Origin of the sequence: Streptomyces sp. URMC 123, assembly GCF_051386515.1 — a bacterium.
Taxonomy (GTDB): Bacteria; Actinomycetota; Actinomycetes; order Streptomycetales; family Streptomycetaceae; genus Streptomyces.
Genome location: NZ_JBPQTV010000170.1, coordinates 1 through 13,292, shown reverse-complemented (window position 1 = coordinate 13,292; position 13,292 = coordinate 1). Strand labels below are relative to the sequence as shown.

Sequence of the window (13,292 nt, the reverse complement as noted above, 5' to 3'; positions counted from 1 at the left end):
CTCGGCGGTGATCTCCATGCCGCGGTTCATCGGGCCGGGGTGCATCACGATCGCGTGCTCGGGCATCCGCGCCATGCGGTCGCCGTCCAGGCCGTAGCGGCGCGAGTACTCGCGCTCGGTGGGGAAGAAGGCGGCGTTCATCCGCTCCCGCTGCACACGCAGCATCATCACCGCGTCGGACTTCGGCAGCACCTCGTCGAGGTCGTAGCTCACCTGGCAGGGCCAGCTCTCGACGCCGATCGGCACCAGCGTGGGCGGGGCGACGAGGGTCACCTCGGCGCCGAGGGTGTGCAGCAGATGGACGTTGGAGCGGGCCACCCGGCTGTGCAGCACGTCGCCGACGACCGTGATCCGGCGGCCGGCCAGGTCGTGGCCGAGGCCGGCGTCCCGGCCGACCAGGCGGCGGCGCATGGTGAAGGCGTCGAGGAGGGCCTGGGTGGGGTGCTCGTGGGTGCCGTCGCCGGCGTTGACGACGGCGCCGTCGATCCAGCCGGAGTTCGCCAGCCGGTAGGGGGCGCCGGAGGCGTGGTGGCGGATCACGACGGCGTCGGCGCCCATCGCCTCCAGGGTCAGCGCGGTGTCCTTGAGCGACTCGCCCTTGGAGACCGACGACCCCTTGGCGGAGAAGTTGATGACATCGGCGGACAGCCGCTTGGCGGCGGCCTCGAAGGAGATGCGGGTCCGCGTCGAGTCCTCGAAGAAGAGGTTGACGACGGTGCGGCCGCGCAGGGTCGGCAGTTTCTTGATCGGCCGGTCCGCGACCCGGGCCATCTCCTCGGCGGTGTCGAGGATCAGGACGGCGTCGTCGCGGGTGAGGTCGGCGGCCGAGATGAGGTGGCGCTGCATCCGGTTGCTCCGTGGGTGAAGAAGAGGTGCGGGGGCGTCGGCGTGGCAGGGCCGCTTCCGGCGTCCGTCGGGAGGCCGGGGCGGGTACGGGCCGGGAGCGGCACGGCGGCGGGCAGGGGTGGCCGCCGGCCGTACGGCGCGGTGCTACTGCTCGCCGACCGGGGCGGCCTCGCGCACACCGAGCAGCACGCTGTCGCGGCCGTCCTCCTCGGTGAGCTGGACCTTGACCGTCTCCCGCAGCGACGTGGGGAGGTTCTTGCCGACGTAGTCGGCACGGATCGGCAGTTCGCGGTGGCCGCGGTCGACGAGGACCGCGAGCTGGACGGCGCGGGGGCGGCCGAGGTCGCCGAGCGCGTCGAGCGCGGCGCGGATGGTGCGGCCGGAGAAGAGCACGTCGTCGACGAGGACGACCAGGCGGCCGTCGAGCCCGTCACCGGGGATGTCGGTGCGGCCCAGGGCACGCGCGGGGCGCAACCGCAGGTCGTCGCGGTACATGGTGATGTCGAGGGAGCCCACGGGCACCGGGCGGCCGGTGATCGACTCGAGCTTGGCGGCCAGCCGGCGGGCGAGGAACACACCGCGGGTGGGGATGCCGAGAAGCACCACGTCGTCCGCGCCCTTGGCGCGCTCGACGATCTCGTGGGCGATCCGGGTCAGAACCCGGGCGATGTCGGGCGCCTCCAGCACGGGGCGCGGGGCATCGGAGCGGTGGGTGCCGCTGATGGTGTCCATACGAAACGGACCTCCTTCCCCGCCTCACGGGACGGGCCTTAAAGGACGTCGAAACTGCGTTCCTCACGGTACCAGGGTCCGCGGGGTGCCCCGTCCCAGGAGGTCACGGGTGCCCGGCCCGGGCCCCCCGGAAGGGCGGTGGGGACCGTTCGGCTTGACGATGCCGGATTACGCTGCGTAACCTCACAGTGAGTTACCAGCCGCGCGGCGGAGCCGCACGTTGTCACAGCGTCCGGGGAGCTTTATGTCCAGCGAATACGCCAAACAGCTCGGAGCCAAGCTTCGCGCCATCCGCACCCAGCAGGGCCTCTCCCTTCACGGTGTCGAAGAGAAGTCCCAGGGCCGTTGGAAGGCGGTCGTGGTCGGTTCGTACGAACGCGGCGACCGTGCGGTGACCGTGCAGCGCCTCGCCGAGCTGGCGGACTTCTACGGCGTCCCGGTGCAGGAACTGCTGCCGGGCACCACGCCGGGCGGGGCCGCCGAGCCGCCGCCGAAGCTGGTGCTGGACCTGGAGCGGCTGGCCCATGTGCCGGCCGAGAAGGCGGGTCCGCTCCAGCGGTACGCCGCCACGATCCAGAGCCAGCGCGGCGATTACAACGGCAAGGTCCTGTCGATCCGCCAGGACGACCTGCGGACCCTCGCCGTCATTTACGACCAGTCGCCGTCGGTGCTGACGGAGCAGCTGATCAGCTGGGGTGTGCTGGACGCGGACGCGCGTCGTGCGGTGCAGCACGAGGACGCCTGAGGGCGGGCCGTCAGGCACCCCTTTATCCACTGAAGAAACGTGTCGCCGCCGGGCTCGGGCCCGGCGGCGATGTCGTTTTTCCGGCCCGTTTCGCTTCGGGCACATGGCACATGCGGCGGCATTCGGGCACATACGGCGGCAGGGGGGCACGCCGAAGCGTGACCCCCTGCCGGAGTCTCATGGTGCCTGTGCGCCGCCTGGGACGCCTGTGAGCGCCCCCGGGCGGGACGGGGCCCTAGGAGCGGCGCAGGGTCGGCTTGAGGTCCTTCAGCCGGCCCAGCAGCCCGTTGACGAACGCGGGCGACTCATCGGTGGAGAATTCCTTCGCGAGCTGCACCGCCTCGTCGATGACGACCGCGTCGGGGACGTCGTCCTCCCAGATCAGCTCGTACGCGCCGAGCCGCAGGACGTTCCGGTCCACCACGGGCATCCGGTCGAGCGTCCAGCCGACCGAGTAGGTGGCGAGCAGGTCGTCGATGCGCTCCGCCTGTTCGGCGTAGCCCTCGACGAGCTGCATCGTGTACTCGCTGACCGGCGGTTGCCGGTCGTCGGTCCGGGCGAGCCGCATCCAGTCCGCGAGGACGGTCCGCACGGGCGCCCCGCGCTGGTCCGACTCGAAGAGGATCTGAAAGGCGCGCTTGCGGGCCTTGTTCCGGGCAGCCACGGTTAGCTGTTCACCCGGCCGAGGTACTCACCGGTGCGAGTGTCGACCTTGATCTTCTCGCCGGTGGTGATGAAGAGCGGGACCTGGATCTCGTAGCCCGTCTCCAGCTTGGCGGGCTTGGTGCCACCGGTGGAGCGGTCGCCCTGCACACCCGGCTCGGTGTGCTCGATGGTCAGCTCGACGGCGGCGGGGAGCTCGACGTAGAGGACGCTGCCCTCGTTCTGCGCCACGACGGCCTCGAAGCCCTCGAGCAGGAAGTTGGCGGCGTCACCGACGGTCTTGCGGTCGATGTGGAGCTGGTCGTACGTGTCCATGTCCATGAAGACGAAGTAGTCGCCGTCCATGTACGAGAACTGCATGCCGCGCTTGTCGACATTGGCCGTCTCGACCTTGATGCCGGCGTTGAAGGTCTTGTCGACCACCTTGCCGGAGAGCACGTTCTTCAGCTTGGTCCGGACAAAGGCGGGGCCCTTGCCAGGCTTGACGTGCTGGAACTCGACGACGGACCAGAGCTGGCCCCCGTCGAGCTTGAGCACCATGCCGTTCTTGAGGTCGTTCGTGGTGGCCACGGTCGCGGATTCTCCTGAGACTGCTGCTGGGGACCAAGTGGGAAGCGGCCCCGCTAGAGGGCGAGCAGCTCCTTGGTCGTGATGGTGAGTAGCTCGGGTCCGCCGTCCGCCTCTGGGCGAACGACGAGCGTGTCATCGATCCGGACGCCGCCCCGGCCCGGGAGGTGGACCCCCGGTTCGACGGTGACCGGCACACAAGCGTCCAGTTTACCCATGGCAGCAGGTGAGAACTGCGGGTCCTCATCGATTTCGAGTCCCACGCCGTGCCCCATCGACGGCGCGAGCCCTTCGCCATGGCCCGCCCCCACCAGTATCGTACGGGCCGCGCGGTCCACGTGGCGATGCTCGACGCCGGGGGCGAGCGCCTCCCTGCCGGCCCGCTGGGCTGCGAAAACGAGATCGTAGAGCTCGATCTGCCAGCGGTCGGGGCTGGTGCCGATCACAAAGGTGCGGCCGAGCTGACAGCGGTAGCCGCGGTAGTTCGCGCCCAGGCAGACACTGAGGAAATCCCCTTCCTCCACTCGGCGGTCCGTGGGCAGATGGCCCGGCAGCCCGGCGTTGGCGCCGGTGCCCACGCACGTCGGGAAGGCGGGCCCGTCGGCGCCGTGGTCCACCAGGCGGCGCTCCAGCTCCAGCGCGAGATGGCGCTCGGTGCGGCCGACGAGGATGGACTCCAGGAGCTCGCCCAGGGCCTGGTCGCTGATCTCCGCGGCGATCCGCAGACACGCGATCTCCTCCTCGTCCTTCACCAGCCGCAGCTGCTCCACGGCGCCGGCGAGATCGGCGAGCCGGACGCCGGGCGCGGCCGCGCCCAGGGCCCGGTGGCGGGCGACGGTGAGGTGGTGCTCCTCCACGGCGAGGGTGTCGGCCCCCGCGGCGGCGGCCAGCTCGGCGGCGGCGACCACGGGGTCGGGGCCGGTCATGGCGAGGGAGACGCTCCGCAGCGTGTCGTCGAGCCGGCCCTCGGCGGGGTCCTGCGCCGGCGCGGCGCGGCGCACGAGGGTGTCCTGGGCGGGGCCCAGCAGCAGTACGGCGCCGTTGGGGGCCCCGCCGGCGAGATAGCGCACGTTGGCGGGGCGCGAGACGAGTGCGGCGCCTGTCCCGGCCGCCGCGCACCGGTCGCGCAGCTGCGAGCGGCGGGCCGCGTACGTGTCGGGCATGCGTCTGATCGTACGGAGGGGGGTGGGGGTCGGCCGCCCCTGCGCGTCCGACCGGGCGGCTTCGCCGCTCGGTCGTGGTTTTTTGCGCCGCGCGCATGCGGTTGGGGTGGGTTTCGGCGCGCTTCCCTCCGGGGGTTCACGTTGACGTTCCTCGGCCGGTTGGGCACCGCCGGGCTGCGACGTTTCGCTTCTCGCCGTCGCGGCGGAAGATTTTTCCCGGCCCGGGCCGGGCTGCTGGCGCCTTCGCGGCGCGGAGGCAGGGCCGCCCGGCCCCCGGGCCCGCGCTTCCCGCCGTCGCGGCGGGAAAACCCCCTGGGGCCGTTGGGCACCGCCGGACTGCGACGTTCCGCTTCTCGCCGTCGCGGCGGAAAAAGATTTGTGCCGCCCGGCGGGCCGGGCGTGAGCTGCGCCGGTTGTCAAGTCATTGGACGAGGTGCTGCTCCGCCGCACCTGCCATGATCCGCAGACCCCGTCGGACCTGCCGTGGTGGCGTCGACGATGCTGACGACGGGCCCGCGGTCAGACCGCCGGAGGCGGAGGCGTGAGCGCGCGGGTGAGGGTGTCGTCCAGGAGGCGGGCCGTCGTCTCCACGTCGAGCTGGGAGTTGTCGATGATCGGCAGCCCGGAGCCGTACCAGCCCGCCATCTTGCCGTGGATCAGGGCGACCTCCTCGTCCGAGAGGCGTCGGTTGCCCGTGCGCTGCGCGTTGCGCTCCAGCACGATGTCGAGGCCGGGCAGCAGCACCACGGGCAGCAGGCCGGGGCCGACGTGTCGCTTCCAGCCGCCGAGGCCGACGACCGGGCGGTCGGGGAAGACCGCGTCGTCGAGGATGCAGGAAATGCCGTTGGCCAGGAAGTTGCGCGCCGCGAAGCCGCAGGTGCGGCGGGCGAGCCGGTACTGCGCCTCGGAGCGGTCGTTCCAGCCGGACTGCGGGTCGGCGAAACCGGAGCGCACCCATTCGCGTACGTCGTCCAGGCTGATGTGCGCGGTCGGCACCCGGCGGGTGTCCGCCCAGTGGCGGGCGACCGTGGTCTTGCCGGCCCCCGCCGGGCCGATGAGCAGCACCGCGATCGGGGCGTGGGCCGCGTCCGGCGCGACGGCGCCCGGGCCCTGGGCCGGCAGGGGGGCCGGCGCGGGCACGGGTCCGCCCCGCGGCAGCAGGACGTGGCCGGTGGCCTCACCGGCCGGGGTCGGCACGGGGCCGGCCGGGGGCGCGGGGGCGGGCCAGGCCGGAGGCGCGGGGGCCGCCGGGTGCGGCGGGCCGGGCGGCAGGGGGTGGCCCTGGCCGTGGGCGGGTCCCGCCGGGGACGGCGGCCCGTGCTGCGCCACCGGCGCGGCCGGGCCCGGCGGTGGCACGGTGCCCGACACGGCCCAGCCGCCGCCCGGGGCGGGGCCGACGGGCCCGAGCGGGCCGGGTACGCCGGTCGCTCCGGGCGCGGCCGGCGGGGTGTGCGCGCCGTGGTGTGGTCCGTGGGGCGGCGGCAGCGGAGCCCCCATCGCGTGCTGCATCCGCTGACTCTCCGTCTCGTGCAGGCTGTTGGCGGTCTGAGAGCGGCTCGGGGCCGTTCGCCCCGCACGGTACCGTCCCGGCGCGCCGACGTGTGACACACGGGGGTCCACCGGGCCGCCCGGGGCCGTGGCGGGGCTCCCGGCGACGTCACGCGGAGCCGCTCGGCCGGGAATCGTACGGGCCCACGCGGAGCCGCGCCCGGAATCGTACGGGCCCGCGCCGGGCGTGATCAGCCGGCGCGGGCCCGTCGCGGGTCAGCGCCGCGCGTCCGTCTCGTCGGCGAGGGCGCGCAGCGCCAGCCGGTAGGAGCCGATGCCGAAGCCGGCGACCGTGCCGGAGGCCACCGCGGCCACCACCGACGTGTGCCGGAACTCCTCGCGCGCGTACGGGTTCGAGATGTGCACCTCGATCAGCGGCGCGGTGCGCTGCGCCGCCGCGTCCCGCATGCCGTACGAGTAGTGCGTGAACGCCCCGGGGTTGAGGACCACGGGGATCGAGCCGTCGGCCGCCTCGTGCAGCCAGCGGATCATCTCGCCCTCGTCGTTGGTCTCCCGGACCTCGACGTCGAAGCCGAGCTCCTTGCCCAGCGCGACGCACTCCTCGACCAGCCCGGCGTAGCTGGTCGCGCCGTACACGTCCGGCTCCCGGCTGCCCAGCCGCCCGAGGTTGGGGCCGTTGAGCACCAGCACCCGGCGGCTCACCTGGACACCTCCCCGTACGCGGCGAGCAGCACCGCCGGGTCGGGCCCCTCGAGGACGGTGGGCTTGGCGAGGCCGTCGAGCACGATGAAGCGCAGCAGGTCGCCGCGGGACTTCTTGTCGACCTTCATGGTCTCCAGCAGCCGGGGCCACTGGTCGCCGCGGTAGGTCAGGGGCAGGCCCACGGACTCCAGCACGCTGCGGTGGCGGTCGGCGGTGGCGTCGTCCAGGCGGCCGGCGAGCCGGCCGAGTTCGGCGGCGAAGACCATGCCGATGGAGACGGCCGCGCCGTGCCGCCAGGTGTAGCGCTCGTTCTTCTCGATGGCGTGGCCGAGGGTGTGGCCGTAGTTGAGGATCTCCCGGCGGCCGGCCTCCTTGAGGTCGCCGGAGACGACCTCGGCCTTGACCCGGATGGACCGCTCGATCAGCTCGGCGGTGTGCGGGCCGGCCGGGGTGCGGGCGGCGGCCGGGTCGGCCTCGATGAGGTCGAGGATCACCGGGTCGGCGATGAAGCCGGCCTTGATGACCTCGGCGAGCCCGCTGATGTAGTCGTTGGCGGGCAGCGACTCCAGGCTGGCGAGGTCGCACAGCACCCCGGCGGGCGGGTGGAAGGCGCCGACGAGGTTCTTGCCCTCGGCGGTGTTGATGCCGGTCTTGCCGCCGACCGCGGCGTCGACCATGCCGAGGACGGTGGTCGGCACCGCCACCCACCGCACGCCGCGCAGCCAGGTGGCGGCGACGAAGCCGGCCAGGTCGGTGGTGGCGCCGCCGCCGACCCCGACGATCACATCGGTGCGGGTGAAGTTCGTCTGGCCCAGCACCTTCCAGCAGTAGGCCGCGACCTCGGCGGTCTTGGCCTCCTCCGCGTTGGGCACCTGGACGGCGATGGCCTCGTAGCCGTGCGCCGCCAAGTCCTCGCGGAGCGCCTCCCCGGTGGCGGCGAGCGCCTCGGGGTGCAGCACGGCGACGCGCCGGGCCCTGGGGCCGATGAGGCCGGGCAGCTCGCCGAGCAGCTGCCGGCCGACCAGCACCTCGTACGGCTCGGTGCCCGCGCTGGCGCCGACCTGGATGCGGATGGGGGTCTCGGTCATGATCTTCTCTCTGCCGCGTCCGGGGTCAGGCCCCGGGGGACTGCTGCTTCAGCTCCAGTGCGTCGAGGACCGCCGCCGCGACGTCCTCGGGGGTGCGGTCGCCGGTGGCCACGACGGCCCGGGCGACCTCGGTGTAGAGCGGGCGGCGCTGTTCCATCAGCTCGCGCCAGCGCTGCCGCGGGTTGACCGCGAGCAGCGGGCGCGGGGCGTCGAGCCCCACCCGCTTGACGGCGTCGGCGAGCCGCACGTCGAGGAAGACCACGGGCAGCCCGGTGAGGAGCGCGCGGGTGCCGGGGTCCAGCACCGCGCCGCCGCCGAGCGAGAGCACCCCGGTGTGCTCGGCGACGGCGGCGCGCACCGCCTGCCGCTCGAGCTCACGGAAGTGCGGCTCGCCGTCGTCGACGAAGATCTCCGGGATGGGCTTGCCGGCCAGCCGCTCGATGTCGGCGTCCGTGTCCCGGTACGCCGTCCCGAGGAGCCCGGCGAGCAGGGCGCCCACCGTGGACTTGCCGGCCCCGGGCGGGCCGACGAGGACGGCCACCGGTCCGGTCATGCGATCGCCAGGTTGTCGAGGAAGCTCCGCACGTTGCGGCGGGTCTCGGCGACGGAGTCGCCGCCGAACTTCTCCGCCACCGCGTCCGCGAGGACGAGCGCCACCATGGCCTCGGCGACGATGCCGGCGGCCGGGACCGCGCACACGTCGGAGCGCTGGTGGTGGGCCTGGGCCACCTCGCCGGTGGTGACGTCGACGGTGGCGAGGGCGCGCGGGACGGTGGCGATGGGCTTCATCGCGGCGCGCACGCGCAGCAGTTCGCCGGTGGTCAGCCCGCCCTCGGTGCCGCCGGAACGGCCGGAGGAGCGGCGCAGGCCGTCCGCGGTCGGCACGATCTCGTCGTGCGCCTGGGAGCCGGGCACCCGGGCGAGCTCGAAGCCGTCGCCGACCTCGACACCCTTGATGGCCTGGATGCCCATGAGCGCGGCGGCGAGGCGGGCGTCGAGCCGCCGGTCCCAGTGCACATGGGAGCCGAGGCCGACCGGCACGCCGTAGGCGAGCACCTCGACGACGCCGCCGAGGGTGTCGCCGTCCTTGTGGGCCTGGTCGATCTCGGCGACCATCGCCCGGCTCGCCTCCTCGTCGAGGCAGCGCACCGGGTCGGCGTCCAGCTTCTCCACGTCGGAGGGCTTGGGCAGGACCCCGCGCGGGGCCTTGGCGGCCGCGAGCTCCACCACGTGCGAGACGATCTCGATGCCGGCCGTCTCCTTGAGGTAGGAGCGGGCCACGGCGCCGAGGGCGACGCGGGCGGCGGTCTCGCGGGCGGAGGCGCGCTCCAGCACCGGACGGGCCTCGTCGAAGCCGTACTTCTGCATGCCGGCGAGGTCGGCGTGGCCGGGCCGGGGCCGGGTCAGGGGGGCGTTACGGGCCAGTTCGGCGAGCTCGGCCGGGTCGACCGGGTCGGCCGCCATGACCTTGTCCCACTTGGGCCACTCGGTGTTGCCCACCATGACCGCGACGGGGCTGCCGAGGGTGAGCCCATGGCGCACCCCGCCGAGGAAGGTGACCTCGTCCCGCTCGAACTTCATCCGCGCGCCGCGTCCATAGCCCAGCCGCCGCCGCGCGAGCGCGTCCGCCACCATGTCCGTCGTGATGGGCACGCCCGCGGGCAGCCCTTCCAGCGTCGCCACGAGTGCGGGGCCGTGCGACTCCCCCGCCGTCAGCCAGCGCAACCTGCTCAACGATGCTCCTCATGCTCGCGCCTCGGGACTTAAGGCGGCGTGCCCGGTGCGCGGCCCCGGCCCGCCACCTCGATCCTCCCACGTCCGGGCCCCGTCCTCGGACTCCGGTCCGGCATGCGGGCTTCTTATGTCAGGTGTGCGCGGTGCCGGGGCCGACGGTCGCCGGGCGCCGGGCGGCCGGCGGGCGGCGGGCGGCCGCCGGCGCGTCAGGCGCGGGCCAGGGCGCGCTCGCCCGCGGCGCGCATGGCGGCCAGCGGCGCGGGGGCCCGCCCGGTCATCCGCTCGACCTGGAGGACCGCCTGGTGCACCAGGAGGTCGAGACCGCCGACCACGGCGCCGCCCCGCTCCCCCCAGGCGGCGGCCAGCGCCGTCGGCCAGGGGTCGTAGAGCACGTCGAACAGGGTGCCGGGCCGGGCGGGTACGGAGGCGGCGAGGGCGTCGGTGGCGCCGGCCGGGGTGGTGGCGATCACCAGCGGGGCGGCGAAGGCGTCGGCGGCCCGTGCCCAGTCGGCGGTGCGCACCGCCACGCCCAGCCGCTCGCCCCACTGCCGCATCTGGGCGGCCCGGTCCGCGCTGCGCACATACGCGGTGACGGGCCCCGAGCAGAGGCCGGCGAGGGCGGCGAGGGCGGAGGAGGCGGTGGCGCCGGCGCCGAGGACGGCGGCGGCCTCCACCCGCTCGACGCCGCGCTCCCGCAGCGCGGCCGCGATGCCGGGGATGTCGGTGTTGTCGCCCAGTCGGCGCCCGTCGTCGGTGAACACCACGGTGTTGACGGCCTCCACGGCGGCCGCGGTGTCGCTGACCTCGTCCAGCAGCCCGATCACCGCCCGCTTGAGCGGCATGGTGAGGGACAGCCCCGCCCAGCGGGCGTCGAGCCCGTCCAGGAAGCCGGGCAGCGCCGCCTCGTCGACCTCGAAGCGGTCGTACGTCCAGTCCGCCAGGCCCAGTTCCGCGTAGGCGGCGCGGTGCAGCACCGGCGAGAGCGAATGGGCGATCGGCGAGCCGAGCACGGCGGCGCGGTTGCGCGCGGGCGGCGCTGATGTCATTGCTTGGCACTCCCTTGGGCGTTGTACTTCTCGACCTGGCGCTGGTGCTCCGCGTAGGTGTCGGAGAACACCGTGTTGTCCGCGGACAGCGAGACGAAGTAGTACCAGTTGCCCTCCGCCGGGTTGACGGCGGCGTGCAGGGCGACGGCGCCGGGGTTGCCGATCGGACCCGGCGGCAGGCCCTTCTTGTTGTACGTGTTGTACGGGTGGGAGAACTTGCGCAGCTCGCTGACCTTGGGCAGCTCCAGGGTGCTCTGGTTCTTGGCGTAGTTGTAGGTCGAGTCGAAGTCCAGCAGGCCGTTGGTCTCGGTGTTGTCGGCCTTGAGCCGGTTGTAGACGACGCGGGCGACCTTCTCGAAGTCCTTCTTGGTCTTGCCCTCGGCCTGGACCAGGCTGGCCACGGTGAGCGCCTCGCGCGGGGAGGCGAGCCCCAGGGTCTTGGCCTTCGCCTCCAGGTCGAACTTGGCGTACTCCTTCTCGGCGCGCCGCACCATCTGGCGCAGCAGGTCCTCGGGCTTCATGCCCTTGGAGATGCTGTACTGCGCGGGGAAGAGGAACCCCTCGTTCGGGTCCTGGACGCCGGGTCCCCTGGCCCAGGCGGGCAGGCCGAGGTCGGTGTTCCTGGCGGTCTTCTCGGTGGTGCCCGCCGCGAGTTCGAGCTTCTTGTCGATCAGGGCGTAGATCTTGGTGGCCCTGGTGCCCTCGGGGATGGTGAGGGTGTTGAGGTTCGCCGGGTCGGTCATCAGCTTGACCGCGGCCGCCGCCGACATCTCCTTGCGCAGGGTGTAGATGCCCGGCTGAATGCTCTTGCCGCTGCCCGCGGAGGCGGCGTCCACGAAGGCGTCGGCGCTCTTGACCACGCCCTCGCGCTTGAGGATCTCGCCCATCGTGGTCAGGCTGGAGCCGCCGGGGATCTCGACCTGGATCTCGCCGCTGCCCTGCCCCTCGAAGTCGGGGGCCGCGCCGAAGTGCTGCTGCCAGAACTGGTAGCCGAAGTAGCCGACGCCGCCGACCGCGCCGACCAGCACCACCGCGACGAACAGACACGCCAGCCCGGTGCGCCGCTTGGGCCGGGTGCGCCGCTCCCGGCGGGTGCTCCTGCCGCGGCCGCGCGCGGGCTCCGGCTCGCCGTCGTCGGACGCCGCGGCGTCGTCGGTGTCGTACGGCTCCCGGTCGTCGTCCGCGAAGAGCGAGGAGCGCTCGGAGTCCTCGTCCTCGGGGCGCGCGTCGTCGTGGTGCGGCGCGTTGTGGTGCGGTGCGTTGTGACGCGCGTCGTCGTGGCGCGAACCGTCGTGGTGCGAGCCGCCGTGGTGCGAACCGTCCTGGTGCGCGTCGCCGTACTGCCCGTCGTCGTAGCGCCCGTCGTCGTACCGCCCGTCGTCATGGCGCGGTTCGTCGTGGTGCGGCCCGGCGCCCGGCTGGTGGGGCACCGGCTGCCGGACATCCGGCTGGTGCGCCGGAGGGTAGCCCTCCGGCGTCCCGTAGTGATCGGTGCCGCCCGCGCCCCCGCCGTACGAGGGGCCGGGCTGCTGCTGACCGCCGTGCCCCCCGTGACCGCCGTACGGGTCACCGGAGTTCATGCCGTACGCGTGCGGGTCACCGCCCTCGGCGGGGTCCCAGCCATAGGCCGGCTGCTGGGGGTGGTGCGGGTCGGCGTACGGCGCGTGCGGGGCGTGGTCGTCCCACCGCTGCCCCGGGTGGCCGCCGTACGCGCCCGGGCCGCCGTTCGCGGGCTGCTGTCCGCCCCACCCCTGGTCCCCGTAGAGAGGGTCCTCGGGGTGCCACGGTTGGGAGCCCTGGCCCCGGCCATACTCAGTCATCGATCCCCTAGAGCCGCGAGGCGGCTCCCGGTGCGCGGAGGTGTGGCGCAGGCGTCCGGTCCGCCTCGTTGTCCGCGCGGCGGCCATTCGATATGCCGAACGCCGCCGCGTCGCGCGGAACGTTACCGTATCGCGATCAGATGACCACTTCGACGCCCTCACCCGGTGCTTCGCCGGACACTCGTTCGGTCTCCAGCGCGTTCTGGAGGATGATCACGGCCGCGGCCTGGTCCACCACGGACCGGCCCTTCCGGGAATTCACCCCCGAGGCCCGCAGCCCCTGGGCCGCGGTCACCGTGGTCATCCGCTCGTCGACGAGCCGCACCGGAACCGGTGCCACCACCCGCGCCAGCTCCCGCGCGAACGCCCGGACCTTGGCCGCCGCGGGGCCCTCCCCGCCGCTGAGCGAGCGGGGCAGGCCCACCAGGACCTCGATCGGCTCGTACTCCGCCACGATCGCGGCCAGCCGCCGCCGGGCCGCGGGGAGGTCCCGCCCGGGAACGGTCTCGACCGGGGTCGCCAGGATTCCGTCCGGGTCGCACGAGGCGACCCCGATCCTGGCGTCCCCGACATCGACGGCGATCCGTCGGCCTCGTCGCATGGCTAGGCCTTCTCGGCGACGAGTCGCTCCACCGCGGCCACGGCCTCGTCGATGGCCGCCGGGTTCTGGCCGCCGC

At 73.7% G+C, this 13,292-nt stretch carries 14 protein-coding genes; 1 reads left to right on the top strand and 13 read right to left on the bottom strand.

Annotated features, from left to right (window positions below; all coding sequences use genetic code 11):
- Both ACSNOD_RS19600 and pyrR read right to left on the bottom strand, forming a co-directional pair.
- Window positions 1-846: aspartate carbamoyltransferase catalytic subunit (locus ACSNOD_RS19600; RefSeq protein WP_436768280.1), on the bottom strand; the 846-nt coding region annotated here is incomplete at its 3' end.
- A 144-nt stretch (window positions 847-990) separates the two neighbouring features.
- Window positions 991-1,578 (bottom strand): bifunctional pyr operon transcriptional regulator/uracil phosphoribosyltransferase PyrR, encoded by a 588-nt coding sequence (gene pyrR / locus ACSNOD_RS19595; RefSeq protein WP_436768279.1) that lies wholly within the window; start codon window positions 1,576-1,578, stop codon window positions 991-993.
- A gap of 244 nt (window positions 1,579-1,822) precedes the next feature.
- Between pyrR and bldD the strand changes: the two genes are divergently transcribed.
- The gene (gene bldD, locus ACSNOD_RS19590; protein ID WP_004948690.1) at window positions 1,823-2,323 is read left to right on the top strand and encodes a transcriptional regulator BldD; all 501 of its coding nucleotides are present in this window, start codon (window positions 1,823-1,825) and stop codon (window positions 2,321-2,323) included.
- 235 nt (window positions 2,324-2,558) lie between these two features.
- Here the strand turns inward: bldD and nusB are convergent, their stop codons facing one another.
- The 11 genes from nusB to ruvX form a co-directional block, all read right to left on the bottom strand.
- Window positions 2,559-2,987 carry a transcription antitermination factor NusB gene (gene nusB, locus ACSNOD_RS19585; protein WP_436768278.1) on the bottom strand — a complete coding sequence of 143 codons (429 nt, stop codon included), beginning with the start codon at window positions 2,985-2,987 and terminating at the stop codon, window positions 2,559-2,561.
- Window positions 2,988-2,989: 2 nt separating this feature from the next.
- Window positions 2,990-3,556 (bottom strand): elongation factor P, encoded by a 567-nt coding sequence (gene efp, locus ACSNOD_RS19580; protein ID WP_436768277.1) that lies wholly within the window; start codon window positions 3,554-3,556, stop codon window positions 2,990-2,992.
- Window positions 3,557-3,609: 53 nt separating this feature from the next.
- Window positions 3,610-4,716, bottom strand: a complete 1,107-nt coding sequence (locus ACSNOD_RS19575) for an aminopeptidase P family protein (RefSeq protein WP_436768276.1) — start codon at window positions 4,714-4,716, stop codon at window positions 3,610-3,612.
- Between the two features lie 519 nt (window positions 4,717-5,235).
- Window positions 5,236-6,225, bottom strand: a complete 990-nt coding sequence (locus ACSNOD_RS19570; RefSeq protein WP_436768275.1) for an AAA family ATPase — start codon at window positions 6,223-6,225, stop codon at window positions 5,236-5,238.
- 255 nt (window positions 6,226-6,480) lie between these two features.
- Window positions 6,481-6,927 carry a type II 3-dehydroquinate dehydratase gene (gene aroQ / locus ACSNOD_RS19565; protein WP_436768274.1) on the bottom strand — a complete coding sequence of 149 codons (447 nt, stop codon included), beginning with the start codon at window positions 6,925-6,927 and terminating at the stop codon, window positions 6,481-6,483.
- On the bottom strand, window positions 6,924-8,015 hold the full coding sequence (gene aroB / locus ACSNOD_RS19560) for a 3-dehydroquinate synthase (RefSeq protein WP_436768273.1): 1,092 nt from the start codon (window positions 8,013-8,015) through the stop codon (window positions 6,924-6,926). Before aroB ends, aroQ begins: the two co-directional genes overlap by 4 nt.
- 25 nt (window positions 8,016-8,040) lie before the next feature.
- Window positions 8,041-8,568: a shikimate kinase gene (locus ACSNOD_RS19555; protein ID WP_436768272.1), complete on the bottom strand. Its 528-nt coding sequence runs from the start codon at window positions 8,566-8,568 to the stop codon at window positions 8,041-8,043.
- A complete protein-coding gene (gene aroC / locus ACSNOD_RS19550) occupies window positions 8,565-9,749 on the bottom strand; it encodes a chorismate synthase (protein WP_436768271.1) in 1,185 nt (394 codons plus the stop codon). Before aroC ends, ACSNOD_RS19555 begins: the two co-directional genes overlap by 4 nt.
- Before the next feature lie 206 nt (window positions 9,750-9,955).
- The gene (locus tag ACSNOD_RS19545; protein ID WP_436768270.1) at window positions 9,956-10,795 is read right to left on the bottom strand and encodes a shikimate dehydrogenase; all 840 of its coding nucleotides are present in this window, start codon (window positions 10,793-10,795) and stop codon (window positions 9,956-9,958) included.
- Window positions 10,792-12,615: an endolytic transglycosylase MltG gene (gene mltG / locus ACSNOD_RS19540; RefSeq protein WP_436768269.1), complete on the bottom strand. Its 1,824-nt coding sequence runs from the start codon at window positions 12,613-12,615 to the stop codon at window positions 10,792-10,794. The genes ACSNOD_RS19545 and mltG overlap by 4 nt, the downstream gene beginning before the upstream one ends.
- 136 nt (window positions 12,616-12,751) lie before the next feature.
- Window positions 12,752-13,216, bottom strand: a complete 465-nt coding sequence (gene ruvX, locus ACSNOD_RS19535) for a Holliday junction resolvase RuvX (protein WP_436768268.1) — start codon at window positions 13,214-13,216, stop codon at window positions 12,752-12,754.
- Between the last annotated feature and the right edge of the window lie 76 nt (window positions 13,217-13,292).